This is a genomic window from Pseudomonas fragi, assembly GCF_025426255.1.
Classification (GTDB): Bacteria; Pseudomonadota; Gammaproteobacteria; order Pseudomonadales; family Pseudomonadaceae; genus Aquipseudomonas; species Aquipseudomonas kulmbachensis.
Map to the genome: position 1 here is coordinate 2,256,627 of NZ_CP104861.1, position 24,494 is coordinate 2,281,120.

Consider the following 24,494-nt stretch of genomic DNA (forward strand, 5'->3'; position numbering starts at 1 on the left):
TCTCTCAAGCTTGTCGCGGCCATGGCCGCCGTTGTGCTGTGTTGGGCATATTCACCGATCGGCATTCATATTGGCCTGGAGAGCTATACACCGGGGCATCTGGCTTTGCTCCGGTTTCTGATTGCATCGGCCTTTATGGCTGTAATTGCGCTGTTTGCCGGGATTGGCCTGCCCCGGCTGCGTGATGTGCCATGGCTGATGTTGCTGGGTTTTTTTCCGGTGGTGTTGCATCACGTGGTGTTGAATATGGGCCAGCGCTGGGTCAGCCCGGGTGCTTCGAGTGTACTGGCGCAGACGGCGCCGTTGTTCAGCACACTAATTGCCGCCATTTTTCTCAAGGAATCGGTGAGCCGCTGGCGCTGGCTATGGGTGGCGGTGGGGCTGGTTGGTGTGGTGCTGGTGATCTGGGCGGACAAGGGTGTTGGTGAGTTTCGCCCTCAAGGGTTACTGCTGCTAGTGGCCGCGCTGTCGTGGAGCATCTACTTCGCCTTGCAAAAGCACTATGGCAATCGCTATAGCCCGCTGACCATCGTCTGTTACATGGTCTGGGCCGGGACGCTGATGTTGTGTGCCTATTGGCCTGGGCTTGTAGATGAAGTGCGCAATGCTCCGGCTCGAGTCAATTGGGCGATATTGCTGCTAGGTCTGTTCCCCAGTGCCCTGGCGTATCTGTTGTGGGCCTATGTGCTGGCGCATACCGAGGTCAGCCGTTCGGTAGGGGTGATGTATCTGATCCCGCCGGTGGCCATGGTGATGGCGGCGGTTGTTCTGGGCAGCCCCGTCTCGGCCGGAGTGGTTGTGGGAGCTGCAATCGTGGTGGGTAGCGTGATTGTGATGAGTCGGCTCAAGGGCTAAAAGTAAAACGCTCTTGCGTTCTGCCACAGGGCCCTGCGCGCGCCGTCTTCACCCAGGGCATCAATCAACAGTGGGATGTCGTTGTCGGCAAAGGGGCGGGGAGCACGGGTTGACGGCAGGTCGGTGCCAAACATCAGGACGTTGGGGTTGGCGCTATGGATCTGTTGCAACACGTGCGGTACGGCAAAGTCGACCCGACCAAAGCCACAGGCCTTGACGCGTACGCCGTGCTCGGCCAAACGCAGCAGGCAGGGCAGGCCTTCATGGCTTAACCCCAGATGGTCGATGCTCAACGCAGGCAAGCGTCGCAGGCGGGTTTCTATGGCCTCCAGCTCGCGTGAATCGATATACAGCTCCGAGTGCCAGCCCACCTGCTCATATACGCGCCTGGCCAATGTTTCGAGTTGATCGAGTTGCTCTGAGCCACCGCGCTTGAGGTTAAAACGCAGGGCGCGTACGCCGTGCTGGTGCAGGGTTTGCAACTCGGCGTCGGTGACACTGGCAGGAAGTTGCGTGACCCCCACAAAGCCTGGCCCCAGCCGCTTCAAGGCAGCGATCAGGTAAGTCTGATCAAAGCCTTGAAATGAGCCGGAAACCACGGCGCCACCGACGATGCCCAGCGGTTCTGCCCGCGACAGGTAATCATCGACACTGAAAAAGTCGGGTAGATAGCCATTGTTGGGAATCAACGGGTAAGCGCTGTCGATGATATGGCAGTGGGCATCGAAGATCGGGGGCATGGCGGTGCTACCTGTGAACTTCAGTGGAGGTGCATAACTGTGGGAGCGAGCTTGCTCGCGATGGTATTAGTGCAGTGTGCCAGATACACCGCTTCGCCTGCATCGCGAGCAAGCTCGCTCCCACAATGGTCCCTGCAAGGCTCGAGAGTTAATTCAGCTCGCTGATATAGGTGCCGGTGCCTTTGAGGATGTTCTGCAAGGTCTCTTCGACTTCGGCCAGGTCTGCGGCCGCGGTGTTGTGAAGGATTTCCAGATGGTCGTCGCCCTTGAGCACGTCAGCATCGCCAGCGCTGATTTCAATCAGCAGGCGGGTCGGGCTCAAGGTGACTTTGATCCCGTCCAGTGTCGAGGGCTCGTCTTCAAGGGTGATTTCCAGCTCGTCTTCGTCCGGGTAACGGGTCATCAGGAACATTTCGCCCTGATCCGTGTGGCAGCACAGCATGGCCATGTTGTCTTCTTCGTCATCGCACGGGTTGGCGAGCAGGTGGTCGGTGGTCATTTGCATGGGAAATTCCTGGCGCTCTGGGCGCGGGTAGGTCGAACAGAAGCCAATTTTGCCAGCCTGAACCGATTTGTGCTGGTTTGAATGGTGCAATGGGCTAAAAGCTCAGTCTTTTCTAATATGCGCTACAGAAACTACTGGGCTTTTATGAAGGTTTTTCGCGTGTGAATGCTAGGGTTGTTCAGTAACCGCGCTTGAGGTTGCGTGCCGATGACCGAATATGTCGCCGCACCGTAAGCAGGCTGTACGGCTCAATCGTTAAGCTGCGCGGTGATAGTTATCTCTAAAGGCACAGCCTGTTTATCCGGCAGTCGTTTTTGTAGATACCCATCCTGGAACGTGAATGTGACCCGCGGGTCACGGCCAGCTTCACCTCCCTGTCATGCTGTGTTTTGCAGGTGAATTGCCAAGTCCGGCCTTGCACAGTATTGGCAGCTCCCCACGCGGGAATAACACGCGACGCTTCTCTCAATAACAAGCCCAAGCGGAGTACCACAGATGGCGTTCTTCACCGCAGCCAGCAAAGCCGACTTCCAGCATCAACTGCAAGCAGCACTGGCGCAGCACATCAGTGAACAGGCACTGCCACAAGTGGCGCTGTTCGCTGAGCAATTCTTCGGCATCATTTCTCTGGATGAACTCACTCAACGTCGGATGTCCGACCTGGCAGGCTGCACGCTGTCGGCCTGGCGTTTGCTGGAGCGTTTCGACCCGGCCCAGCCGCAAGTGCGGGTCTTTAACCCTGATTACGAACGTCACGGCTGGCAGTCGACGCACACTGCGGTCGAAGTACTGCATCACGACCTGCCGTTCCTGGTGGACTCGGTGCGTACCGAGCTGAACCGTCGCGGTTACAGCATCCACACCCTGCAAACCACGGTATTGAGCGTACGCCGTGGCAGCAAGGGCGAGTTGCTGGAAATCCTGCCCAAGGGCACTACCGGTGAAGGCATCTCGCAAGAGTCGCTGATGTATCTGGAAATCGATCGCTGCGCCAATGCCGCTGAACTGAATGTGCTGAGCAAGGAACTGGAGCAGGTTCTGGGCGAAGTGCGTATTGCCGTGGCTGATTTTGAGCCAATGAAGGCCAAGGTTCAGGAGTTGCTGGCGAGTGTCGACAACTGCCAGTACGTGGTTGATGCCGGTGAAAAGGCCGAGGTCAAGAGCTTCCTGGAATGGCTGGTGGGTAACCACTTCACCTTCCTGGGCTACGAAGAATTTGTGGTACGTGACGAGGCAGATGGCGGGCATATCGAATATGACGCCGACTCTTTCCTCGGTCTGACCAAGCTGCTGCGCTCCGGCCTGACCGCCGAAGACTTGCGGATTGAAGATTACGCCGTCAGCTACCTGCGCATGCCGACCCTGCTGTCGTTTGCCAAGGCTGCGCACCCAAGCCGCGTGCATCGCCCGGCTTACCCTGACTATGTGTCGATCCGTCAGATCGATGCCGACGGCAAGGTGATCAAGGAATGCCGCTTTATGGGCCTGTATACCTCTTCGGTGTACGGCGAAAGCGTGCGGGAAATCCCTTATATCCGTCGCAAGGTTGCGGAGATCGAGCGCCGCTCCGGCTTCCAGCCCAAGGCTCACCTGGGCAAGGAACTGGCTCAGGTAGTTGAAGTACTGCCCCGCGATGACCTGTTCCAGACACCTGTGGATGAGCTGTTCACCACCGTGATGTCGATTGTACAAATCCAGGAGCGCAACAAGATTCGCGTGTTCCTGCGTAAAGACCCGTATGGCCGTTTCTGCTACTGCCTGGCTTACGTGCCGCGTGATGTGTACTCCACCGAAGTTCGGCAGAAAATCCAGCAGGTGCTGATGGAGCGTCTGCAAGCGTCGGATTGCGAGTTCTGGACCTTCTTCTCTGAGTCGGTGCTGGCCCGTGTGCAGCTGATTCTGCGGGTTGATCCGAAAAACCGGATCGATATCGACCCGCTGTTGCTGGAAAAAGAAGTGATCCAGGCCTGTCGCAGCTGGCAGGACGACTACGCCAGCTTGGTGGTTGAAAGCTTCGGCGAGGCCAATGGCACCAAAGTGCTGGCGGACTTCCCCAAGGGCTTCCCGGCAGGTTACCGCGAGCGTTTTGCCGCGCACTCAGCCGTGGTCGACATGCAGCACCTGATGAGCCTCAGCGAGAAAAACCCGCTGGTGATGAGCTTCTATCAGCCGCTGGGCCAGAGTGCCGGTCAGGAGCTGCATTGCAAGCTGTATCACGCTGATACACCGCTGGCGCTGTCGGACGTGCTGCCGATTCTGGAAAATCTTGGCCTGCGCGTACTGGGCGAGTTCCCGTACCGTCTGCGTCATGCCAATGGTCGTGAGTTCTGGATTCATGACTTCGCCTTTACTGCTGGCGAAGGCTTGAATCTGGATATCCAGCAACTCAACGACACGCTGCAGGATGCATTCGTGCATATCGTCAGCGGCGACGCCGAGAACGATGCCTTCAATCGCCTGGTACTGACTGCCGGTTTGCCGTGGCGTGATGTGGCGTTGCTGCGTGCTTACGCCCGTTACCTGAAGCAGATCCGCCTGGGCTTTGACCTGGGTTATATCGCCAGCACCCTGAACAACCACACCGACATCGCCCGCGAGTTGACCCGGTTGTTCAAGACCCGTTTCTATCTGGCGCGCAAACTGACGGCCGAAGACCTGGAAGACAAGCAACTGCGTCTGGAGCAGGCGATTCTGACGGCACTGGACGATGTTCAGGTGCTCAACGAAGACCGCATCCTGCGTCGTTACCTGGACCTGATCAAAGCCACTCTGCGCACCAACTTCTACCAGCCGGATGCCAACGGTCATAACCGTTCGTACTTCAGCTTCAAGTTCAATCCGCACCTGATTCCAGAGCTGCCAAAACCTGTACCGAAATTTGAAATCTTCGTGTACTCGCCTCGGGTCGAAGGCGTGCACTTGCGCTTCGGTAACGTGGCGCGTGGCGGCTTGCGCTGGTCGGACCGTGAAGAAGACTTCCGTACCGAAGTGCTGGGCCTGGTAAAAGCCCAGCAAGTGAAGAACTCGGTCATCGTGCCGGTGGGCGCCAAGGGCGGTTTCGTGCCGCGTCGCCTGCCATTGGGTGGCGGCCGTGACGAGATCCAGGCTGAGGCGATTGCTTGCTACCGGATCTTTATTTCCGGCCTGCTGGACATCACCGATAACCTCAAGGACGGCGCACTGGTGCCGCCATTGAACGTCGTTCGTCACGACGATGATGACCCGTACCTGGTGGTTGCCGCCGACAAGGGCACTGCAACGTTCTCCGACATCGCCAACGGCATCGCCATCGATTACGGCTTCTGGCTGGGTGATGCGTTCGCGTCGGGCGGCTCGGCCGGTTATGACCATAAAAAAATGGGCATTACCGCCAAGGGCGCCTGGGTCGGCGTGCAGCGCCACTTCAAAGAGCGCGGGATCAACGTTCAGCAAGACAGCATCAGCGTGGTCGGTGTCGGTGATATGGCCGGTGACGTGTTCGGTAACGGCTTGTTGATGTCCGACAAGCTGCAACTGGTCGCGGCTTTCAACCATCTGCATATCTTTATCGATCCGAACCCGGAGCCTGCGAACAGCTTCGTTGAGCGTCAGCGCCTGTTCGACCTGCCGCGTTCGGCTTGGTCGGATTACGACACCAGCATCATGTCTGCGGGCGGCGGTATCTTCTCCCGTAGCGCGAAAAGCATCGCTATCTCGCCCGAGATGAAAGAGCGCTTCGCAATCAGTGCCGACAAGTTGACCCCGACCGAACTGCTCAACGCCTTGCTCAAGGCGCCAGTAGATCTGCTGTGGAACGGCGGTATCGGTACTTACGTCAAAGCCAGCAGCGAAAGCCACGCCGATGTTGGCGACAAGGCCAATGATGCGTTGCGCGTCAATGGCAACGAATTGCGCTGCAAGGTAGTGGGCGAGGGCGGCAACCTGGGCATGACCCAGTTGGGTCGTGTCGAGTTCAACCTTAATGGCGGTGGCTCCAACACCGACTTTATCGACAACGCTGGCGGCGTGGACTGCTCTGACCACGAAGTGAATATCAAAATCCTGCTCAATGAAGTGGTGCAGGCTGGCGATATGACCGAGAAGCAGCGCAACCAGTTGCTGGGCAGCATGACCGACGAAGTGGGCGGTCTGGTGCTGGGCAACAACTACAAGCAGACCCAGGCCATCTCGCTGGCGGCCCGTCGTGCCTATGAGCGGATTGCCGAATACAAGCGCCTGATGAACGATCTGGAAGCCCGTGGCAAGCTGGACCGTGCCATTGAGTTCCTGCCGTCAGAAGAGCAGCTCAACGAACGTGTCGCGGCCGGTCATGGCCTGACACGTGCCGAGCTGTCGGTGCTGATCTCGTACAGCAAGATCGACCTCAAGGAGGCCTTGCTCAACTCCCAGGTGCCGGACGACGTCTACCTGACCCGCGACATGGAAACCGCGTTTCCGCCGATGCTGGTCAGCAAGTTTGCCGAAGCCATGCGTCGTCACCGTCTGAAGCGCGAAATCGTCAGCACCCAGATTGCCAACGATCTGGTCAACCACATGGGCATTACCTTTGTCGAGCGCTTGAAAGAGTCGACCGGCATGAGTGCAGCCAACGTGGCTGGTGCTTACGTGATCGTGCGCGATATTTTTCACCTCCCGCACTGGTTCCGTCAGATCGAAGCGCTGGACTATCAGGTGCCGGCTGAAATCCAGCTGGCGCTGATGGATGAGCTGATGCGTCTGGGTCGCCGTGCTACACGCTGGTTCCTGCGCAGCCGTCGCAACGAATTGGACGCGGCGCGCGATGTGGCGCACTTCGGTCCGCATCTGGCAGCGTTGGGCCTCAAGCTCGACGAATTGCTGGAAGGTCCTACCCGCGAAGGCTGGCAGACCCGCTACCAGGCGTACGTCGAGGCTGGAGTGCCGGAGTTGCTGGCGCGGATGGTGGCCGGTACTACGCACCTGTACACCTTGCTGCCGATCATCGAAGCGTCGGATGTGACCGGTCAAAATGCCGCTGATGTGGCCAAGGCGTACTTCGCCGTTGGCAGCGCACTGGACCTGACCTGGTACCTGCAGCAGATCAGCAACTTGCCGGTTGAAAACAACTGGCAGGCGCTGGCCCGCGAAGCGTTCCGCGACGATATCGACTGGCAGCAGCGTGCAATTACCGTCTCGGTATTGCAGATGACGGATGCTGGCGAAAGTATCGAAGCGCGCCTGGCGCTGTGGCTTGAGCAGAATAACTCGATGGTTGAGCGCTGGCGCGCGATGCTGGTCGATCTGCGGGCTGCAACCGGCAACGACTACGCGATGTACGCGGTGGCCAACCGCGAGCTGCTTGACCTGGCGTTGAGCGGTCAATCAGGGCTCTGACAGCCTGAGTAGCAAAACGAAGCCCCGGCTCATGTGAAGTGAGTCGGGGCTTTTTTGCAATTGATCAACTGTGGGAGCGAGTGTATGGGCTGTAGCGGGCAGGTCAGATCCCGATATTACCCAGGGTTTGCACGATATTGCGCAGCGTCACGGCCAGGGTAGGGTGCTCGACCTCGAAGCGTTCTACCGCGAGGTTGACGCTGTCGGCGAGGCTGGAATCGTTGGTGGCCTTTTCGATGTCGATCTGAGCCTGGATTTGGGTTGAGAGCTGGTTCAAATGATCACGCTCTTCTTGGGTGAGCGGTGGATTCTGTTCCAGTTGCTCGCGCAGGGTGTCGAGTTGTTCTTGCAGTTCGCGGGCAGGCATAGCATTCATCCTTTATTGATAGGCTCTGATGTAGACCTTGGCAGTGAACAAAAGGTCTGCAAGTGAACTTCTAGATTAATCCACTCGTGTCCAGAGTGCATGATCTCTATCAAAATCACTTGGGTACATTGCCCAGCGGGATAAAAGAATTGCGGAGGGCGGAACGTCTATCGTTAATACAAGTCTGTTTTGAGGCTTGCTTGGGGGCTGCCTAAAACAGATTTACCGTTATACTACGGGCCTGACTCAGGGCATAGCGCCCAAGTATCAAGTAACTTCAGGGAGTTTTGCTATGCGCTGGACCGATCGTCTTGCTCAATTATGTGTCTGTGCCGGTGTGGCCATGCTGCCATTTGCTGCCAATGCAGCCTCCGAAGATGACCCGTGGGAAGGGGTCAACCGTGTGGTTTTCAAATTCAACGACACGATTGATACCTACGCCTTGAAGCCGCTTGCTCAAGGCTATCAGTACATCACTCCGCAATTTTTGGAGGATGGCATCCACAACATGTACCGCAATATCGGTGATATTCGAAACCTGGCCAACGATGTCTTGCAAGCCAAGCCTCACGCCGCCGGTGTAGACACCGCTCGTTTGTTGCTCAATACCACCCTGGGTGTAGCCGGTTTCTTTGACCTGGGCACCAAAATGGGCCTGCATCGCAACAGCGAAGACTTCGGTCAGACCTTGGGCCGTTGGGGCGTTGAAAGCGGTCCTTACGTCGTGCTGCCGTTACTGGGCCCGAGCACCGTGCGTGATGCGGTCGGCATTTACCCTGACTCCTTCACCGAACCGTACCGCTACATCAATGATATCCCGGCACGTAACATGACCATCGGCATGGACTTGATCGATACCCGCGCCAGCTTGTTGTCGGCCGAAAAACTGATCACCGGCGACAAGTACATCTTTATCCGCAATGCGTATCTGCAAAACCGCGAATTCAAAGTCAAGGACGGGCAGGTTGTCGACGACTTTTAAGTCGCTCGGCGTGTGCGCAAAAAACGGCCCGGGTGGCCGTTTTTTGCATTGTTGCAGATGAGAAATAGTCTGCTTTAGAACACTTCTGACCTTGGTTTTAGTTGCCGTATTCGTGGTTCTTATAACCCGCGGGAATTTAACGTGACGAACACCTCAAGCCACCATCGGCCTGAGCTTGAAACCCCCCGCGGATGGGAGTACCGTCTGCGCCTTACACGGGCACCTTTGTAGGATCGAGCAACACAGTCGATTTGAATCAGGGATGTTCACAAGCCAATTCAGTCGCTGAGCTCGACGTAATCGAGCCTCCACGACAACCTAATTCTGGCGCCGTTTGCCCACATGCAAAAAACCAGTGCCACGCTGCTGATCATTGATGACGACGACGTAGTGCGCGCCAGCCTGGCGGCCTACTTGGAAGACAGCGGCTTCAGCGTCCTTCAGGCCAGTAATGGCTTGCAAGGCCTTCAGGTGTTCGAGCTAGAGCAGCCAGATTTAATCATCTGTGACCTGCGCATGCCGCAAATGAGTGGTCTGGAGCTGATTCGCCAGGTCACCCTGCGCTCGTCGCAAACGCCTGTGATCGTCATCTCGGGCGCAGGTGTGATGAGTGATGTGGTCGAGGCGTTGCGTCTTGGCGCTGCCGACTATCTGATCAAGCCGCTCGAAGATCTCGCCGTTCTGGAGCACTCCGTACACCGGGCGCTGGATCGTGCGCGTTTAGTACTTGAGAATCAGCGTTATCGCGACAAGCTTGAGTCTGCCAACCGCGAGCTCGAGGCCAGCCTGCATTTACTGCAGGAAGACCAGAACGCGGGCAGGCAGGTGCAGATGAACATGCTGCCGGTCAGCCCTTGGTCTATTGATGAATTCAACTTCGCTCATCAGATCATTCCGTCGCTGTACCTGTCCGGTGATTTTGTTGACTACTTCCGAGTCGACGAGCGTCGGGTAGCGTTCTATCTGGCTGACGTTTCCGGTCACGGCGCGTCTTCAGCGTTTGTCACGGTGCTGCTCAAGTTCATGACCACACGCCTGCTGTTTGAATCCAAGCGCAATGGCAGCCTGCCGGAGTTCAAGCCTTCCGAAGTGCTTGGGCACATCAACCGTGGCCTGATCAACTGCAAGCTGGGCAAGCACGTAACCATGGTGGGTGGGGTGATTGATGAAGAAACCGGCTTGCTGACCTACAGCATTGGCGGACACCTGCCACTGCCGGTGCTCTACACTCCTGACAGCGTTAGTTATCTCGAAGGGCGAGGGCTGCCCGTTGGCTTGTTCAACGAAGCCACGTACGAGGATCATGTGCTGAAACTGCCTGAAACCTTCAGCCTTACGCTGATGTCAGACGGGATACTGGATCTTTTGACCGAGCCTACGCTCAAAGAGAAAGAAGCTGCTTTACCGCAATTGGTGAAAACAGCAGGCGGCAGCCTGGATGGTCTGCGCCAGGTTTTTGGATTAGCTACGCTAGGGGAGATGCCGGATGATATCGCCTTGTTGGTGTTGAGCAGGAATCTTAAATGAGTACCGGTAGAATTCAGTTCGCCGAACAGGATGGCACCTTCGTCCTGAAGTTTGTGGGTGAAGTGCGTCTGACGTTGTGTTCGGCACTGGATGCGACAATCGAGAGGATTTTCACGGCGCTGAATTTTAACGCCATCGTGATCGACCTCACCGAAACCCGCAGTATCGACAGCACCACACTGGGTTTGCTGGCGAAACTGTCGATTTTGTCGCGTCAAAAAATAGGCCTGTTGCCAACGGTGGTCACCACCCACGAAGACATCACCCGTCTGCTGCAATCGATGGGCTTCGATCAGGTGTTCAACATCATCGGCAAGCCAATCCCATGCCCTGAGTGCCTGACAGACTTGCCTTCGCAGGACCAGTCCGAAGAAGTGGTTCGGGTGAAGGTGCTTGAAGCCCACAAGATCCTGATGGGGCTCAACGACTCCAACCGTGAAGCGTTCCACGACCTGGTGAATGCGCTCGAGCGTCACTGATCCAAAAGCTGCAGCATCAAAAAAGGGGCCGTCCTGTGCAGGAACGGCCCCTTTTTGATTGCGCCTGGTTTAGCGGCCTTCCAGCAGCTCCCCAGCTTGATCCAGAAGGGCCAGTGGATCCTTGGTCTTATGGATATCCACCGACAGCAACTGGCGGAAGCGTCGGGCGCCAGGGAACCCTTGGCCCAGCCCCAGAATGTGCCGCGTGATGTGATGCATCGAGCCGCCCGCAGCAATATGCGCTGCGATATAGGGCCGCAACAACGCCAGCGCCTGGGCCCGTGAAATCACAGGTGCAGTGCTGCCAAACAACAGTTGATCGACCTCGGCCAAAATGTACGGGTTGTGGTAGGCCTCACGGCCCAGCATCACACCATCGAACACCTGCAAATGCTCCTGGCATTGCTCAAGCGTCTTGATCCCGCCATTGAGAATAATCTCCAGCTCAGGAAAGTCGGCTTTCAACTGCGCAGCCACATCATAACGCAGGGGGGGGATATCGCGATTCTCTTTCGGCGACAGCCCTTCCAGAATGGCGATACGCGCATGCACGGTAAAACTGGTGCAGCCCGCATCACGAACGGTGCCGACAAAATCGCACAACTGCTCGTAGCTATCGCGCCCGTTAATGCCGATCCGGTGCTTGACCGTAACCGGAACAGACACCGCATCACGCATTGCCTTCACACAGTCGGCAACCAGCGCCGGGTGCGCCATCAAGCAGGCGCCGATCATATTGTTCTGCACCCGATCGCTCGGGCAGCCGACATTAAGATTCACCTCGTCATAACCCACATCCTGAGCCATACGCGCGCACGCCGCCAAATCGGCCGGCACACTGCCGCCCAACTGCAGGGCCAGCGGATGCTCAGTCTCGTCATGACGCAAAAAGCGTTCGGCATCCCCATTGAGCAATGCGCCCGTGGTGACCATTTCGGTGTAAAGCAGCGCGTTTTTGGATAGCAGGCGCAGGAAGTAGCGGCAGTGGCGATCTGTCCAATCCATCATAGGCGCCACGCTAAAGCGTCTGGACACCGCAGAGCCTTTGTTTGCATGGGTTGTAGCTGATTTTTCTACCATTTTGCTCTACGTGTTTAAGGCGTGTTTTAGGGGGTAAAAGGGCGTTTTTCTGGAGTGAGTGGTAAAATGTACCACTTCAAAACAGGCGTGTACCACTTCATCTATGGCAACCATCCGATCTAGAAAGCTAGCCGACGGCACGGTGCGTTATACCGCTCAGATCCGTGTAAAACGTGACGGGGCGCAAGTCTACCAAGAGAGCCTGACTTTCGCCCGTAAACAGGCCGCTCAGGCTTGGGCGCGTAAGCGCGAAGCCGAGTTGGATCAACCCGGGGCAATTGAGCGGGCAAACCGCACAGGGGCGACCGTCAAAGAAATGATCGATCGCTACATGGTCGAAATGGAAAAAGCCCGCGGCCTCGGCAAAACCAAGTTGGCCACGCTCAAGGCTATCAGCGAGTCCTACCTGGGCGAGGTAAATGACCAGGACTTGAGCTGCCAGATATTGGTTGAGTATGCGGTCTGGCGGATGGGGCCCGAAGGCGGTGGAGTGCTGCCTCAGACTGCTGGCAATGATTTGGCGCACCTTGGGGCTGTGCTTTCAATTGCTCGTCCGGCATGGGGCTATGAGGTCGACCCTCACCTGATGGCCGATGCCCGTAAGGTGTTACGCAAGCTGGGCTACAACATGCGCAGTCGTGAACGTGACCGCCGCCCGACTCTGGATGAGTTGGATAGGCTGCTGGAGTACTTCCAATCGATTCAGGACAGGCGCCCGACTTCAATCAATATGCTCAAGATGACAGCGTTTGCCTTGTTCTCGACGCGGCGTCAGGAAGAAATCACCCGGATAAAGTGGGCGGATCTGGACGCGGAGGGGAGTAGAGTCCTGGTGCGGGATATGAAGAATCCCGGGCAAAAGATAGGCAATGATGTGTGGTGTCACCTGCCGCCAGAAGCCTTGGCCATCCTGCAGTCAATGCCAAAGACAGTAGACGTGATTTTCCCCTACAGTGCTGAGTCAACGTCTGCATCCTGGACACGGGCCTGCAGGTTTTTGGGGATTATCGATCTGCACTTTCACGACCTGCGTCATGAGGGTGTCAGTCGCTTGTTTGAAATGGATTGGGATATACCGAGGGTGGCCAGCGTTTCGGGGCACCGCGACTGGAACTCGATGCGTCGTTATACCCACCTGCGTGGACGGGGGGACGCTTATACAAACTGGAAGTGGTTGGATATTGTGGTGAAGGCGCCCGTGAAACTGGGCGCCCTGACCTTAAAGTGATTTAACGCCTACGAGGTGCGCTGTTGAGCTGCTGACTCTCCTTCATCGCTGCAGCGCGCTGGCTGTCTAGGTACTCGGAAAGATCCGAGATATGAATCCCCTTGGCACTTTTCTGGCTAGCCTCCATCCGCGTGATGGGGATTTTAATCAGACCGGCCATCACCTTGCGCTCAAACATATTGGTGGTCAGGTGGGTAAAGTAATCCGTGCAGACCTTATGCAAAGGGATTACCACTTGGGCATCGTATTGGGCCATCAGAACAAACAGAGTTTTCAATTCCCGGCTTCCAGTTCAGCAATGCGATTTAGCAGTTGGGCAATAACCTTGTTCTTCTGATCGAGCACCAGTTCCAAGGTGAGCGAGCGTTCCAGGCGGTGGATTATTTCACCGTTCATGCTTCGTTGGTTTCTATAAGCGACGGTGGCAATTTCAGGACGAAGACCATCGGGTAACCGGATTACAAACTTGTCTTGAGCGCGTGAGTCAGTCATTAGTTAGCTCCCAGGGACATGGATTTAGCGAGTAACTGCGCAACTACGGCAGCATCCCGTTCCGATAGCTCGCCCAAGGTCTGGGCCATGCTGCTCAAACTTTCCAGACGCACACGTGCCTCTGGTGTTTTGTGTACCAGGTAACCGATCACTGCAGCTCCGATAATAGCGGTGGCCACCAGGTGTCTTGCCGGTGTGGTAGCCTTCGATTCGCTGCTGCTTTGGTTTGTCACTTTCATGGTGTAGTCCTCAGTGGTGGTTGGTGTCGGGGAGCTGTAACTCCTCGACACCGCATTTCGAATTCAGGCTTTGAACTGCCAGCAGCTCACCGACTCAGGTGGGGGATTCACCAGGTTGTTTTTCCGCTGGCTGCTGTTAATGGCGCTGGATGTGGTGCGATTGATATCAATCAACTTGTGCGATCGGCATTCGCGCAGTAACTGACGCAAGGTGCCGATGTCTGCCAGCTTCTGACGATGTTCTGCCGCTATCTTGGCGAAGCCGTTGAGGTTGATCGCGATGACGTCTGGCTTCTTGCTGTGGTTAACCAACGGTTCGCTGGTGAGAGACTCCAGGTACTCATAGACCTGCCAGAACTCGACTACCGCTGGTGGATCCATGACGATTGCAGACTGGCGTTCGTGCGCCATTTCGATGATCTCTACACGGGTGCTCATGATCATTGCGTCGGTCAATGGCAGCACCAGGGCAAGGCAATCAACAAGTGCAAGCATCATGCTGTGGTTCTTGACGATTCGAGCTGAGCTCAGCGTGCGCAACGAGCGCAGGTGCTCGCGGTGCTTAGGATAGGTTTCGGCGAACTTGGCCATAATCTGTGGTTCAAGACTGATGGCCTGAACAAGGAAGTTGCTGACCTCGTCTGTTGCCATCTGACTCAGTGCATCTGCGGCCGCGCTGCTTTCGGCTGTGATCTTTGGCTTGAGGAAGTGCAGTTTGACGATCCGACTCATAATCGCTTCATTGCCAGTGACGGGAGCGTTTTGGCAGATTGCGATTGCTGCGCGGAACTCAGGCTCATAGGTTTCATTGGTGTTGTTTTTCACACCACGGGTACCCAGCAGGCCGCCACCGAAGAAGTCTTTCAGCTCGTTCATATCGAACGATTTGTTATTTGATGCGTCGTTGTCGCGATCCCCTTCGATAAACACGACCGGCATCCCTGCGACCTGGCCCATCGCACGACTACGGCCTGATGCAGTACCTTTCATTGGGTCGAAGCCTTCGTAATGGGGCCGTCCGAAGAGTTTCCACAGGAACATAATCAACGTGGTCTTACCCGCGTCCGGTTCGCCAGTGGCCTCCAAGAACGGGAAGCTTTCGTACTGTTCCCGGATCTGTTCTGAGAACAGCGAACCAAACCAAAACGTCAGTGCAGCCAGTCCCTTTTCGCCGAAGCACAGCCACAGCTTGGCCAGCCAGTCATCGCGATAGCCTTTGTTGGTTGCCTTGGGATTGATTTTTACGTTCTTGACCAGGCATTTAACCCGGCGCTTGCCGAACTCAAAGTAATCATCGGAATTGACCTGGTAAACGACACCGTTATGACAGGCAAGACCATTGAAAATGTAAGCCTGATGTTCTTTGCTATACCCAACAAAGTCGATTGTTTCTACGGTTTTGATACCTTCGATTTGCTTCATTGAAATCTGGTCAAGGTGCTTTTGGGCACCCAGCCATGTGGAGCTGGAGTAGAGAAGACGGGCTTTAAACTCGGTGCTCGATGAAAACTGTTTCAGGGTGAAAGTGATCTTTTCGCTTGGAGCATCACCGTGCGGATTGATACGGACGTAATACCACGCCTCACCAGTTGCTTCGTTTAGTTGCTTGTAGAGCGTTTCAAAAGTGCAGTTCGCCAACTGCTTCAACGAGCAAGCGCTATCCAACGCTTTTTGTCGGGCTGCCTTTGCGTTCAGAAGCTGGTCGTCATGGTCATCGCTGTTGAGGAGTTCACGTTGTTCCTCATCGAGCTTGTGCAGATCAAACTTTGCCCAGTACAGGCGGTTGGCATAATCAAAGTGGAATTCGGATCCTTCCTTTTTTTGGTTATAGATCAGCATCGCTTTTTCGCGGGCGGAGTCAGCCAACAACAGATCGCCTTGATGGCGAGCCGCATCCAGATCCTGCTGGCGGCGGTAAGCACGCTTAGACTCGTCTGTTTCAAAATGCCAGCGTTGGTGCAGGTCGTTCCAGTCGACTTTGCGGCCGGGTTGCGGGATCAAGGACGCTTTACAGTTGAACCCCATTTCACGGGCCTGTTTAACCCACTTCCTCACATACCGGCGCGTTTCAGGCTCGTTATCCAAAGCCCAGATGAGGGTTGGCAGTTTGCCGCCGCGCTGCCGCGACAGTTCCTTTAACGCATCCACCGGGAAGTTGTTGTTGGACATGGCGGATACTGCCGCTATGCCGTTGTGTTCCAGGGCAATGGCGTCAAAGATCCCTTCGACGATCCACAGTTCTTTGATGTTGACCAGGTCTACCGATGGCGGGCACCACCAGCCGCCGCTTGGGCTTTCGCCTTTTTTGAAACGGGCCTTCATATTTCCGAAGCGATCCGCCCGGTCAATCAGACGTTCCCAATAGCCCCCTTTGTCCAAAGGGAAACGAACCGTGGCGCTGCCGGCATTGAGCTTGTCGGAGTAGAACGAGTCCTGGGTGAACCATCCATTGATTCGCTCGATTTGAAAGCCGCGGGCAAACTCCAAGTAAGCCCGCGCCGTTGCGTTTGGGTTGTCGCTTGTTGCGGGTACCCGTTTGCTCCAGTTCTCGAAAAGGTCTTTGTAAATCTCCTTGACGTGCATTGTGAATTTGCACTTTTCAGGACGCCCGCAAATGATCATCCAGGGTTCATCGTGGCGGGCGTACAGCAGCTTGTCTTTGTGGTTGCAGCTAGGGCAAACGCCCCCGCGCATGTACTGAGTGCCAGGGCGATGTTTCAGGCCGTAGTCAGCCTCAAGTCGCTGCAGGATGTCGTAGCGCAGATCTTCTCTCATGGTTACTTCACTGATTTAAGGCTGAGGGATAGGGCTGCCATCAGGCGTTTTTGTGCAGCCATTACCGGGACGTGGGCGAGGATTGCTCCATGGCGTAGACCGTCCGAGATCAAGCGGAATTGGTCTGCATACCAGTATTCATTGAGGTTTGAGCGGTACTGCTCACGCAGGGCCATCAGCAATGCTTCAGCCTCTACAGGTGGCAGTTGGGCGGTGACAATTACGGCGTTTCCCATCATGAAACCTCGAATGCGGGCGCAGCTCACCCAAACCCACTGGGTGTGGGGCAGGGGGTTAATTGGGTGGTGGTGTTACTGGGCTATCAAGAAGCGGCGGTTGTGGTGCGCTGCGCATGCAACTGGATAACAGCCAGCACTTCTGCATGCCTGGCAGCCATATGCTGGCTTTCGGCGCTCCGGATAGAGTCTGCTTCTTCTTGATCTATCACGCCGTCTTCAAGGGCTTGAGCAATGATCTGGTCTACAGTTCCGCGCTTGGCGGCCGTATCGACACACATGGTGTACAGCTCAACATTGTCGAGTGCTTCAGGATCAGTCAGAAGGACGAACATCCCGCCGTACATGGCTGCGACGTACTCAGGGTAATGAGATGTTCCCGTTACTAACTCCAGCTGAAAAACCTGCTCAGCGGTTAGTGGGCTGCTTTTGTTGTTTTCGTAGGCGTGGTTTTCAAACTTCTTTTGCTTCATGCCGAGTAGATCAGACGCGAATTTACAGCCGCCGGGCAAAGACCGAATCAGCTCGCTGACCACATCCCTGCGAGTTTTTAGAACGATGGTTTTCATCTTCTGTTTTTCCCTTTGAACCTTTGCCATTACTGTTCAATTACGCCGTCTTTGATACCGAGTAACACTGCGGCGCGATGTGCCTCCCCACGGCGACCTTTGACCCTACCGTTCAATAGGTCGCTGACTAAATTTTTGTTCAAGTCGTGCTTGCGACTGAATTCAGCAATGCTGATTCCTCTGCGATCGAGAGCAGCACGGGCTTGCTCGGGCGTAACGGTGGCGGGCATAGTGCTCACTCTGTTTAATTGTGTTGGTTCTCGTTTGTCTGTGGTGATTCTTGGTCAAAAAAATGATCAAGTCAATGGTGGTGAGCAAAAAAATGATCATAGCGGATAGGGTAGGTGAGCGCTTGAGGGAAGAGCGCGAGCGCTTAGGGCTCACTCAAACGGAGTTTGGAGTGCTTCTTGGCGTCAGCAGAGGGACCCAAAAAAACTACGAGTTGGGAGCTAACTCGCTTGATCTTCGATATGTTGCGGCACTCGAAGAGCATGGTGTTGACGCGGCATTCGTTTTGACAGGAAGGCGTTCTACGGCACTTGGTCAACGGTTCACTCCTGGAGAGGAGGAGTTGATCGACCAGTTTCGAAGTATTGCCCCTAGTGATCAGGATGCGATCCGTCGATTTCTGAAAGCTATGGCCGACGACGTAGCGCGTCAGAAAAATTAACTGGTTCGGCATTTTTTTACTGGGTAACAATGCCGACTCCTGTCCCGATAACGTCGATTCAGCAATGCACTTATTGGAGTAGTAAGCATGTTGGATCGTACGGAAACTGAATTCGCCTGCGTTGGATTCACTGAGGCTGAAGTGCTTGGCCTGTCCAAAATTGAACGTAGCCTAATTAGTCGATACCGCCTTTTGAGTGATCAGGAACAGCTTCAACTTCGTCGTTTGCTCGATGTATTGACCACCAATCCTGAAGCACAGTCGGCCATCTGATAGGACGCTTTAAGGGACGTGATCGCCGACATCTTGAGTCGGCGGTTTATGGGTCACGAGACTGCATGGGATGAGAGCTGCGCAAACAGTTCTTGCTGCTTGGCTTTAGGCATTTCTTTCAAACGATCGAGCAGCATTCTTTCGTATGACTGAGCTGATGGGCTTAAAGTATGGGAGAACGTAAGCTCCGCAACCCATGTATGTCCGCACATTGCATCTAGGCATTGGCAGTAGAGCTTTGAGAAATCAGTTGAGAAAGTTTCCCGCGAAGCGATACGCCCTTTGTGCCCACATTTACACACAACTCTCATATTGAGTCCCTCCCCAGGGTGCAATAATTTCCCATTATATCGCTAATAGGCGCTTTTTTATTTTGCTCGTTGCGCTTTAGTTAGTGCTTTCTATCGTCTTATCCTCTTCCCGCCACGCTATCCGCCGATCCTCCCGCAACACCTCATTGACCTGGTCAAACAGCTGGCAGATCGGGCGTATCTCGTTGCTGGTGTAGACCCGATCGATCTTTTCGATATCCCCAAAACCGCCGTTATTCTCCGGGATGATGCCCGCCAGTGCGGGGTTCATTCGCCAGGCCGCGATTACGTCGTTGCGGGTGATGTTCTTGACCTTCTCCAGTTCGTCTTTGGCCTGGAAATCGCCCACCGGGATGATCTGGATCGCCTCCTTGTCGCCGCCCGGGATGTTGACGAACATTGAGCGGAAGTTACCCACGCCCTTGCTCGCGGTGATTTGTGCGCGCAGCTCGTCTTCGTCTTCTTCGGTCAGGTTCGGGTCGTTGGTGTAGAAGATGTAACCCGCGTGTGCGCCGTTGCTGTAGTAGCGGCGGCGGAACAGGGTCGCGGCTTCGTTGAGTAATAGGGCCTGCAACCCGCCCAGGTAGTCGGGCACGCCGTAGATGTTCTGTTCCACATCGTAGTCTTTGATATGGACGACTTCGTCTTGCTCAAACTCGTCCTCTTTGCCGTCCGGCAGCAGCATCACAAACCCGCCATCGACCTTTACCCGCATGTTGATAGCGGGCAGGTGCTCCAGCTCCAGGACTTCCCCAAACATATTGAATTGCTTGAGCAGGTAGGCTTCGCCAAAGACCATAAAATCCAGGCCAGCACAGCGCATGGTGTGAACGCTGACGCCCTCTGAAGGGATGAACTCACGCAGCAGCAAGTTGCGCTTGAAGCCCGGAATGGCGCCGTGGTGCGCGTTTGCGCGCAACAGCTTGGCCAATCCCTGGCGAGACACTGGCGGCGTGTACAGGCGCCCGTCGTCGCTGGCAAAGATGCCGAGGTATTGCCCGATGTTCTCGGTGAGTACCTGTTCCGGGGATCCGAACGAAAACGCACGCGTGCGCCCTCGTGCTGGTTTGCGTTGCTGCTGTTTTTTTGGCCGGGCCATTGCTGTTCGATCCGCTGAGTGTGTAGCGACTACGTCGCTGCTTGTTGGTGTTGAGGGGTTCGTTCTGCAGGGCGTGCATGACCGCCCAAGCCACGTCGGCGTGGCCAGTGGCGTCGGTACGCGATGCGCTGTAGGTGACTTGCCCGCTGTTGGTGGTGCCGCGCTTGATCGTCAAGAACGCTTGGGCGATGTCTGTCCACCCGGCATCCCATTCGATGCGGCTGCCCTGAATCGTGTCCTGGGCTTTGAGTACCAAGGCGTTTTTGGTTTCCAGGCTGTAGTGGATCGAGGTCGCACGCGGATAGAAGTCGCGCACCAGGTCGAACACGCCATATCCGATGCCGGTGGTATCGATACCGATGTGCTGCACGTTGAAGCGCTCGGTCAGTTTTTTGATCTGGGCAGCCTGATAGGTGAACGAATGGCCGCGCCAACTGTGCTTTTCCAGAATGCGGAACTTGGCGCCCGGCTCCAGCGGCGGGGCGATGACCACACAGGTTGCGTCGTCGCGGGTACGGCTTGGGTCATAGCCCAGCCACACCGGACTGTTGCCGTAGGGTCTGGCGTCGTCTGGATCGTAGTCAGCCCAAAGGGCCAGATCGGAATAGCAGCGCTCCAGATCCGACAGGGTGAAGGCGCTCATGGTGCTGTCGATGAATTTGCAGCGGAACAGCTGTTCAAACTTGTCCTCGTCGTACTCCAGTTGCAGCTGTGCCAGGTCGAACAAGTTGCAGCCACCGGCAATGGCATCGTCGATGGTGATGATCTTGCGCCACTGGCCATCCGGGCACAGCGTGCCCTGGGCGATCGCCTTGTCTTTCGGCCAGTCTGCAGCGAGCTTTTTTCCGCGCTTGCTGTTGCGAAAGCCCTCACCACTCCAAAACGGATACGCCTGGTGCGTGACTGCGCTTGGCGTTGAAAAGTAGGTCTTGCGCCACTTTTTGTGGGTAGCCATGGCGCTGGCCACCGTGTTCAATTTCTCGAAATCACGAATCCAAAAGTATTCATCCACGTACACATGGCCGTGGTGACCTTGGGCGGTGCTGCTGTTGGTACTCAGAAAACGCAGTTCGGCGCCGTTGCTCAGCTGGATCGGGTTCCCGGTCAGCTCCAGACCAAACCACTGCTGGGCAAACTGGATGATGTAGCTGCGAAAAATCTCCGACTGTGCGCGGCTGGCCGACAGGAATATCTGGTTATCGCCGGTCAGCACGGCATCCATAAACGCTTCGCCAGCGAAGTAGTAGGTCAGGCCCACCTGGCGGCTTTTTAGGATGTTGCGGATACGACAGGCCAGCGGGTTCTGTTTAGCCGCGAACAACTCTTTCTGGTAGCCGTACATGCTGCCGATGAACTTATCCAGAAAGTCCACTTCGGTCAGGCCGCTGACATCGTTCTTAATCTTTTTTTCGCGCTTGCCGCCTTTGTCTGCGCGTTCGCCACGTTCGCGGCGGGGCTGGCCAGCGTCTGCTGGTTGTTCCCCGATCGGGGCCGTTACCGGCTTTGCACTCTGCTTTAACAGACGCTCGCGCACGCTGGTCAGGCGATCGAGTTCGTCCAGGTCGCCTTTTGTCAGCGTGGTCTGCTTGTCCAGGATCAAGGTGATTCGGCGGCCAACCGCGGTCAACGGTTCCTCATCCGAAAGCATGTCCTCCCAACCGCCCTGGCGAATCCAGTAATAGACGATCCGGATGTTGGGCAGGTTGAGCTGTGCCTGAATTTCCTTGGCCTTGCAGCGGCGCAGAAACAAGCGTTTGGCGGTTTCTTTAACTTCGGTTGAATAGAGCATGGGCCGCAGTCTATGCGGCGAAAACGCAGCAAACGCGTGGTTAAGTTCCGCCATTCTCCTAGATCGCGAATATAGGAGAAACGCGCAAGTGAACAGTTTGTTTGAGGGGCTTTCGCTCCTTATCGTGGCGTCTCAACTCACCGATTGAGCGCAGTTAGCACCATGCCCCGTTCCCTTATTTCAGCTTGGAAACGTGTCGCCACCAGCGGCGCCACCGCTGACGGCCGCGAAATCCTTCCCCAGGAACTGCGCGATATCGCTGAGACCTACAAGTTGTCGCGATACACCGCCTCTATCTGGTGTGACCACGATCGCGAGCCTGGTTCGCACGGCACCGTTTTTTCCGTGCGCCTGGTCGACGACGCCGATGATCTGGAGGTTGGCCAAGTCGCATTGGAAGCCCAGCTAAAACCCAACGACCGGCTGTTGTGGCTCAACGACCAAGGCCAAAAGCTCTTCACCAGTATTGAGATTACCCCCAACTTTGCTGGCAGCGGCAGGGCTTACTTGAGCGGTTTGGCTGTCACGGATGAGCCCGCCAGCCTCGGCACGCAAGAACTCTATTTTTCCAAACAACCTAAGAAAGACACCTACCACGCCGCCTTCACTGCGTTGGGTGATCTTGGCGAGGGCCGTCAGCCCTATAGCGAATTCAGCAAGCTGGCTTCGATGTGTGCGGCCTTCTTTAAACGCTTCGGGATTGAAGAGAAAACCGACGAAACCCCACCCCCCACCGAGAGCAAAATCCCAATGGATGAAGCAACAGCCAAGGCTGCACAAGCCCTCATCGAGCAGCTATTGATTGTGGCTGCCGGTCTGCAAACGCTGGTTCCAGCCGTCAGCGAAGAAGTCGACCAGACCCTGATTGAAGACGTGCAGGTATCTGTCGAAACGATTCTGGACGAGGCGGACAACGACCGCGAAATGTCCCGTAAACGTAAGGCTACAGGCACTGCCCAAAACCAACTGGAGCAGCGTCTGGAAGGCATCGAAAAGAAGTTTTCGAAGCTGATGGATGCGGCCCAAACCCGCCCGGTTGCGCGCACTACTGGCGTGAACACCCGCGTCAACAAGCGGAGAGCTGTGTAAATGGCCCAGTCTCTTAGTGCTCACGGCCAGGATCAATTTGCGTTGCTGCAAGACGACCTGGGCGAAGCGTACAACGTGAACGACGTTTCCCGTCAGTTCGCTGTTGAGCCCAGTGTTGCCCAGGAACTGAACGATCGAATCACCGAGAAAGCCGATTTTCTTGAGCGAATCAACGTCGTGCCAGTGACTGAAATCAAAGGTCAAAAAGTGATGATGGGTGTCAGCGGCCCGGTATCGAGCCGCACCAACACCAATACCACCGATCGCGAAGCCAAAGACTTTAGCGACCTGTCGGCTATCGGTTACGAGCTGTTCCACACCGAATCCGACGTGGCGCTGTCCTTTGCCAAGATCGACAGCTGGGCCAAGTTCCCGGACTTTGCCGATCGCTACACCGCCGCTGTGCAACGTCAGATTGCGCTCGACCGGATCATGATCGGTTTCCACGGCACCCACGCCGCACTGCAGACCGACATCGTCGCGTTCCCAATGCTGCAGGACGTGAACAAGGGCTGGTTGCAAATTGCTCGTGAACAGATCCCGGCTCAGGTTCTCAAGGAAGGGAAGGTCGCAGGCAAGATCACCCTCGGCGTCGGTGGCGATTACGTGAACCTTGACGCCCTGGTGCACGACGTTAAGCAGATGATCGACCCGGTGTTCCGTGATGCGGGCGACCTGATCGCAATCATTGGCAGCGATCTGCTGGCCAGCGACAAGGGCAAGCTGTACGCCAAGCAAGGCGACACCCCGACCGAGAAAGAGCGCATTGAAGGCGCCCAGATCATCGCGACCTACGGCGGTTTGCCGTCCTTCGTGGTGCCACACTTTCCGGCCACCGGCATTGTGGTCACCAGTTGGGACAACCTGTCGCTGTACTTCCAGGACAGCAGCTGGCGACGTCATGTGCTCGAAAACCCGAAGCGCTCCCGCGTCGAAGATTACAACGGCCGCAACGAAGGCTATGTGATCGAGCAGCTGGAAAAATTCGCGGCAATCGAAGCCGGTAACCTGGAGCTGATCTGATGAGCATTGCCTTGGCCCACAAGCGGCGTGTACTCGCACAAGGCCCGGCGGTCGAGGCGCCTGCTGTGCCTTACAGCTCATCGACGGCGCTGGCCAGCCCGGCCAATGCGCAAAAGCACCTCAAGTTGATGGAAGTCGCGCTGGCTGATGATCTGGAGCGCGTCAGCGCAATCAACAGCCGCGAAGCCCGCCAACAGCTCAAGCGTGACGAGCTGCTGCCCAAGTACCAGGGCTACGTCAAACGCTATATCGACAGCGGCCTGAACCACCCCAACCCGGTGCTGATGCAGGTGATGGTCTGGCTGTTCGACACCGTGCAGTTTGAAGAAGGCTTGGGCCTGGCTCGCTTTGCCATGAGCCAGGGCCAGGAAATGCCCGAGCGCTTCAAGCGTGACATTCAGACCTTTGTGGCTGACGAGGTGATCGACTGGGGCGAGGCAGAGCACAAGGCCAAGCGCAGTCCCGAACCGTACCTGTCCGACCTGCTGCCTTTTGTCGACGGCGAATGGCAGCTGTTTGAGCGCATTCCGGCGCGCTACCACAAGCAAATCGGGATTCTGGCACTGGAGCAACGCGACTTCGCAAAAGCCATTCAGCACTTCGAGCGTGCGGAAGAGCTTTTCGAAAGCATTGGCGTAGGCACTCGTCTGGAAGGGGCTCGCAAAGCCCTGGCCAAAGAGCAGAAAGAAACGGCCAACCCGGCCACTGAATAACCGACTACCCCCCCCAGCGGGAAACTGTGGAAGTGAGTCAGCCATTTATGGCCGTCCGACTCACCGCCAACAGCTTTCCCGCCCTATTCGAGCGGCCAGCA

At 56.1% G+C, this 24,494-nt stretch carries 25 protein-coding genes; 11 read left to right on the top strand and 14 right to left on the bottom strand.

The window, feature by feature from the left end:
* Nucleotides 1-21: 21 nt before the first annotated feature.
* Nucleotides 22-855: a DMT family transporter gene (locus N7D90_RS10305; RefSeq protein ID WP_261742417.1), complete on the top strand. Its 834-nt coding sequence runs from the start codon at nucleotides 22-24 to the stop codon at nucleotides 853-855.
* Here N7D90_RS10305 and N7D90_RS10310 read toward each other — a convergent pair.
* Both N7D90_RS10310 and N7D90_RS10315 read right to left on the bottom strand, forming a co-directional pair.
* Nucleotides 852-1,595, bottom strand: coding sequence for an amidohydrolase family protein (locus N7D90_RS10310; RefSeq protein WP_261742058.1), 744 nt, complete (start codon nucleotides 1,593-1,595; stop codon nucleotides 852-854). The two genes, N7D90_RS10305 and N7D90_RS10310, sit on opposite strands and share 4 nt — an antisense overlap.
* A 148-nt stretch (nucleotides 1,596-1,743) precedes the next feature.
* Nucleotides 1,744-2,100, bottom strand: coding sequence for a hypothetical protein (locus tag N7D90_RS10315; RefSeq protein WP_261742059.1), 357 nt, complete (start codon nucleotides 2,098-2,100; stop codon nucleotides 1,744-1,746).
* A 495-nt stretch (nucleotides 2,101-2,595) separates the two neighbouring features.
* Here N7D90_RS10315 and N7D90_RS10320 point away from each other — a divergent pair, with 495 nt between their 5' ends.
* On the top strand, nucleotides 2,596-7,452 hold the full coding sequence (locus N7D90_RS10320) for an NAD-glutamate dehydrogenase (RefSeq protein WP_261742060.1): 4,857 nt from the start codon (nucleotides 2,596-2,598) through the stop codon (nucleotides 7,450-7,452).
* Between the two features lie 103 nt (nucleotides 7,453-7,555).
* Here N7D90_RS10320 and N7D90_RS10325 read toward each other — a convergent pair whose 3' ends face one another.
* Nucleotides 7,556-7,819: a DUF4404 family protein gene (locus N7D90_RS10325; protein WP_261742061.1), complete on the bottom strand. Its 264-nt coding sequence runs from the start codon at nucleotides 7,817-7,819 to the stop codon at nucleotides 7,556-7,558.
* A 292-nt stretch (nucleotides 7,820-8,111) separates the two neighbouring features.
* Here N7D90_RS10325 and N7D90_RS10330 point away from each other — a divergent pair, with 292 nt between their 5' ends.
* The 3 genes from N7D90_RS10330 (at nucleotide 8,112) to rssC (ending at nucleotide 10,807) form a co-directional block, all read left to right on the top strand.
* Nucleotides 8,112-8,801 carry a VacJ family lipoprotein gene (locus tag N7D90_RS10330; RefSeq protein WP_261742062.1) on the top strand — a complete coding sequence of 230 codons (690 nt, stop codon included), beginning with the start codon at nucleotides 8,112-8,114 and terminating at the stop codon, nucleotides 8,799-8,801.
* 342 nt (nucleotides 8,802-9,143) lie between these two features.
* Nucleotides 9,144-10,328 carry a two-component system response regulator RssB gene (rssB, locus tag N7D90_RS10335; RefSeq protein WP_261742063.1) on the top strand — a complete coding sequence of 395 codons (1,185 nt, stop codon included), beginning with the start codon at nucleotides 9,144-9,146 and terminating at the stop codon, nucleotides 10,326-10,328.
* Nucleotides 10,325-10,807, top strand: a complete 483-nt coding sequence (gene rssC, locus N7D90_RS10340) for an anti-sigma factor antagonist RssC (RefSeq protein WP_010657349.1) — start codon at nucleotides 10,325-10,327, stop codon at nucleotides 10,805-10,807. Before rssB ends, rssC begins: the two co-directional genes overlap by 4 nt.
* Before the next feature lie 69 nt (nucleotides 10,808-10,876).
* On the opposite strand, the gene dusA is transcribed toward rssC, so the two are convergent.
* Nucleotides 10,877-11,887 carry a tRNA dihydrouridine(20/20a) synthase DusA gene (gene dusA / locus N7D90_RS10345; protein ID WP_261742064.1) on the bottom strand — a complete coding sequence of 337 codons (1,011 nt, stop codon included), beginning with the start codon at nucleotides 11,885-11,887 and terminating at the stop codon, nucleotides 10,877-10,879.
* A gap of 103 nt (nucleotides 11,888-11,990) precedes the next feature.
* On the opposite strand from dusA, the gene N7D90_RS10350 reads away from it, so the two are divergent.
* On the top strand, nucleotides 11,991-13,115 hold the full coding sequence (locus N7D90_RS10350) for a site-specific integrase (RefSeq protein WP_261742065.1): 1,125 nt from the start codon (nucleotides 11,991-11,993) through the stop codon (nucleotides 13,113-13,115).
* A 1-nt stretch (nucleotide 13,116) separates the two neighbouring features.
* Here the strand turns inward: N7D90_RS10350 and N7D90_RS10355 are convergent, their stop codons facing one another.
* From N7D90_RS10355 to N7D90_RS10385, 7 genes are all read right to left on the bottom strand, one after another.
* Nucleotides 13,117-13,392: a pyocin activator PrtN family protein gene (locus N7D90_RS10355; protein WP_261742066.1), complete on the bottom strand. Its 276-nt coding sequence runs from the start codon at nucleotides 13,390-13,392 to the stop codon at nucleotides 13,117-13,119.
* Complete coding sequence (locus N7D90_RS10360) at nucleotides 13,389-13,607, bottom strand: Arc family DNA-binding protein (RefSeq protein WP_261742067.1); 219 nt, start codon at nucleotides 13,605-13,607, stop codon at nucleotides 13,389-13,391. Before N7D90_RS10360 ends, N7D90_RS10355 begins: the two co-directional genes overlap by 4 nt.
* Nucleotides 13,607-13,846, bottom strand: a complete 240-nt coding sequence (locus tag N7D90_RS10365) for a hypothetical protein (protein WP_261742068.1) — start codon at nucleotides 13,844-13,846, stop codon at nucleotides 13,607-13,609. Before N7D90_RS10365 ends, N7D90_RS10360 begins: the two co-directional genes overlap by 1 nt.
* 63 nt (nucleotides 13,847-13,909) lie before the next feature.
* On the bottom strand, nucleotides 13,910-16,621 hold the full coding sequence (locus N7D90_RS10370) for a toprim domain-containing protein (protein WP_261742069.1): 2,712 nt from the start codon (nucleotides 16,619-16,621) through the stop codon (nucleotides 13,910-13,912).
* 2 nt (nucleotides 16,622-16,623) lie between these two features.
* Entirely contained in the window at nucleotides 16,624-16,857 is a 234-nt protein-coding gene (locus tag N7D90_RS10375; protein WP_261742418.1) for a hypothetical protein, read from the bottom strand.
* 86 nt (nucleotides 16,858-16,943) lie between these two features.
* Nucleotides 16,944-17,426 carry a YmfL family putative regulatory protein gene (locus N7D90_RS10380; protein WP_315968162.1) on the bottom strand — a complete coding sequence of 161 codons (483 nt, stop codon included), beginning with the start codon at nucleotides 17,424-17,426 and terminating at the stop codon, nucleotides 16,944-16,946.
* A 29-nt stretch (nucleotides 17,427-17,455) separates the two neighbouring features.
* Complete coding sequence (locus N7D90_RS10385) at nucleotides 17,456-17,656, bottom strand: DNA-binding protein (RefSeq protein WP_261742071.1); 201 nt, start codon at nucleotides 17,654-17,656, stop codon at nucleotides 17,456-17,458.
* A 92-nt stretch (nucleotides 17,657-17,748) separates the two neighbouring features.
* Here N7D90_RS10385 and N7D90_RS10390 point away from each other — a divergent pair, with 92 nt between their 5' ends.
* Both N7D90_RS10390 and N7D90_RS10395 read left to right on the top strand, forming a co-directional pair.
* The gene (locus N7D90_RS10390) at nucleotides 17,749-18,096 is read left to right on the top strand and encodes a helix-turn-helix domain-containing protein (protein WP_261742419.1); all 348 of its coding nucleotides are present in this window, start codon (nucleotides 17,749-17,751) and stop codon (nucleotides 18,094-18,096) included.
* An 87-nt stretch (nucleotides 18,097-18,183) separates the two neighbouring features.
* Complete coding sequence (locus N7D90_RS10395) at nucleotides 18,184-18,369, top strand: hypothetical protein (RefSeq protein WP_261742072.1); 186 nt, start codon at nucleotides 18,184-18,186, stop codon at nucleotides 18,367-18,369.
* Nucleotides 18,370-18,422: 53 nt separating this feature from the next.
* Here the strand turns inward: N7D90_RS10395 and N7D90_RS10400 are convergent, their stop codons facing one another.
* The 3 genes from N7D90_RS10400 to N7D90_RS10410 form a co-directional block, all read right to left on the bottom strand.
* Nucleotides 18,423-18,680: an ogr/Delta-like zinc finger family protein gene (locus tag N7D90_RS10400; RefSeq protein ID WP_261742073.1), complete on the bottom strand. Its 258-nt coding sequence runs from the start codon at nucleotides 18,678-18,680 to the stop codon at nucleotides 18,423-18,425.
* A 76-nt stretch (nucleotides 18,681-18,756) separates the two neighbouring features.
* Complete coding sequence (locus N7D90_RS10405; protein WP_315968157.1) at nucleotides 18,757-19,626, bottom strand: phage portal protein; 870 nt, start codon at nucleotides 19,624-19,626, stop codon at nucleotides 18,757-18,759.
* Nucleotides 19,538-21,568, bottom strand: coding sequence for a terminase large subunit domain-containing protein (locus N7D90_RS10410; RefSeq protein ID WP_261742075.1), 2,031 nt, complete (start codon nucleotides 21,566-21,568; stop codon nucleotides 19,538-19,540). Before N7D90_RS10410 ends, N7D90_RS10405 begins: the two co-directional genes overlap by 89 nt.
* A 162-nt stretch (nucleotides 21,569-21,730) precedes the next feature.
* Here N7D90_RS10410 and N7D90_RS10415 point away from each other — a divergent pair, with 162 nt between their 5' ends.
* From N7D90_RS10415 to gpM, 3 genes are read left to right on the top strand one after another with little or no spacing between them, the layout of a single operon-like run.
* The gene (locus tag N7D90_RS10415) at nucleotides 21,731-22,657 is read left to right on the top strand and encodes a GPO family capsid scaffolding protein (RefSeq protein WP_261742076.1); all 927 of its coding nucleotides are present in this window, start codon (nucleotides 21,731-21,733) and stop codon (nucleotides 22,655-22,657) included.
* Nucleotides 22,658-23,680: a phage major capsid protein, P2 family gene (locus N7D90_RS10420; protein ID WP_261742077.1), complete on the top strand. Its 1,023-nt coding sequence runs from the start codon at nucleotides 22,658-22,660 to the stop codon at nucleotides 23,678-23,680.
* Entirely contained in the window at nucleotides 23,680-24,393 is a 714-nt protein-coding gene (gene gpM / locus N7D90_RS10425) for a phage terminase small subunit (RefSeq protein ID WP_261742078.1), read from the top strand. Before N7D90_RS10420 ends, gpM begins: the two co-directional genes overlap by 1 nt.
* Nucleotides 24,394-24,494: the final 101 nt, after the last annotated feature.

Excerpts from the sequence above, each read along its gene's own strand:
- dusA (WP_261742064.1), bottom strand. The coding sequence starts at position 11,887 with ATGGTAGAAAAATCAGCTACAACCCATGCAAACAAAGGCTCTGCGGTG.
- N7D90_RS10370 (WP_261742069.1), bottom strand. The coding sequence starts at position 16,621 with ATGAGAGAAGATCTGCGCTACGACATCCTGCAGCGACTTGAGGCTGAC.
- N7D90_RS10380 (WP_315968162.1), bottom strand. The coding sequence starts at position 17,426 with ATGAAAACCATCGTTCTAAAAACTCGCAGGGATGTGGTCAGCGAGCTG.
- rssC (WP_010657349.1), top strand. The coding sequence starts at position 10,325 with ATGAGTACCGGTAGAATTCAGTTCGCCGAACAGGATGGCACCTTCGTC.
- N7D90_RS10350 (WP_261742065.1), top strand. The coding sequence starts at position 11,991 with ATGGCAACCATCCGATCTAGAAAGCTAGCCGACGGCACGGTGCGTTAT.
- N7D90_RS10390 (WP_261742419.1), top strand. The coding sequence starts at position 17,749 with ATGATCATAGCGGATAGGGTAGGTGAGCGCTTGAGGGAAGAGCGCGAG.
- N7D90_RS10305 (WP_261742417.1), top strand. The coding sequence starts at position 22 with ATGGCCGCCGTTGTGCTGTGTTGGGCATATTCACCGATCGGCATTCAT.
- N7D90_RS10360 (WP_261742067.1), bottom strand. The coding sequence starts at position 13,607 with ATGACTGACTCACGCGCTCAAGACAAGTTTGTAATCCGGTTACCCGAT.
- N7D90_RS10385 (WP_261742071.1), bottom strand. The coding sequence starts at position 17,656 with ATGCCCGCCACCGTTACGCCCGAGCAAGCCCGTGCTGCTCTCGATCGC.
- N7D90_RS10375 (WP_261742418.1), bottom strand. The coding sequence starts at position 16,857 with ATGGGAAACGCCGTAATTGTCACCGCCCAACTGCCACCTGTAGAGGCT.
- gpM (WP_261742078.1), top strand. The coding sequence starts at position 23,680 with ATGAGCATTGCCTTGGCCCACAAGCGGCGTGTACTCGCACAAGGCCCG.
- N7D90_RS10330 (WP_261742062.1), top strand. The coding sequence starts at position 8,112 with ATGCGCTGGACCGATCGTCTTGCTCAATTATGTGTCTGTGCCGGTGTG.
- N7D90_RS10400 (WP_261742073.1), bottom strand. The coding sequence starts at position 18,680 with ATGAGAGTTGTGTGTAAATGTGGGCACAAAGGGCGTATCGCTTCGCGG.
- N7D90_RS10325 (WP_261742061.1), bottom strand. The coding sequence starts at position 7,819 with ATGCCTGCCCGCGAACTGCAAGAACAACTCGACACCCTGCGCGAGCAA.
- rssB (WP_261742063.1), top strand. The coding sequence starts at position 9,144 with ATGCAAAAAACCAGTGCCACGCTGCTGATCATTGATGACGACGACGTA.
- N7D90_RS10365 (WP_261742068.1), bottom strand. The coding sequence starts at position 13,846 with ATGAAAGTGACAAACCAAAGCAGCAGCGAATCGAAGGCTACCACACCG.
- N7D90_RS10420 (WP_261742077.1), top strand. The coding sequence starts at position 22,658 with ATGGCCCAGTCTCTTAGTGCTCACGGCCAGGATCAATTTGCGTTGCTG.
- N7D90_RS10415 (WP_261742076.1), top strand. The coding sequence starts at position 21,731 with ATGCCCCGTTCCCTTATTTCAGCTTGGAAACGTGTCGCCACCAGCGGC.
- N7D90_RS10320 (WP_261742060.1), top strand. The coding sequence starts at position 2,596 with ATGGCGTTCTTCACCGCAGCCAGCAAAGCCGACTTCCAGCATCAACTG.
- N7D90_RS10410 (WP_261742075.1), bottom strand. The coding sequence starts at position 21,568 with ATGCTCTATTCAACCGAAGTTAAAGAAACCGCCAAACGCTTGTTTCTG.
- N7D90_RS10395 (WP_261742072.1), top strand. The coding sequence starts at position 18,184 with ATGTTGGATCGTACGGAAACTGAATTCGCCTGCGTTGGATTCACTGAG.
- N7D90_RS10315 (WP_261742059.1), bottom strand. The coding sequence starts at position 2,100 with ATGCAAATGACCACCGACCACCTGCTCGCCAACCCGTGCGATGACGAA.
- N7D90_RS10310 (WP_261742058.1), bottom strand. The coding sequence starts at position 1,595 with ATGCCCCCGATCTTCGATGCCCACTGCCATATCATCGACAGCGCTTAC.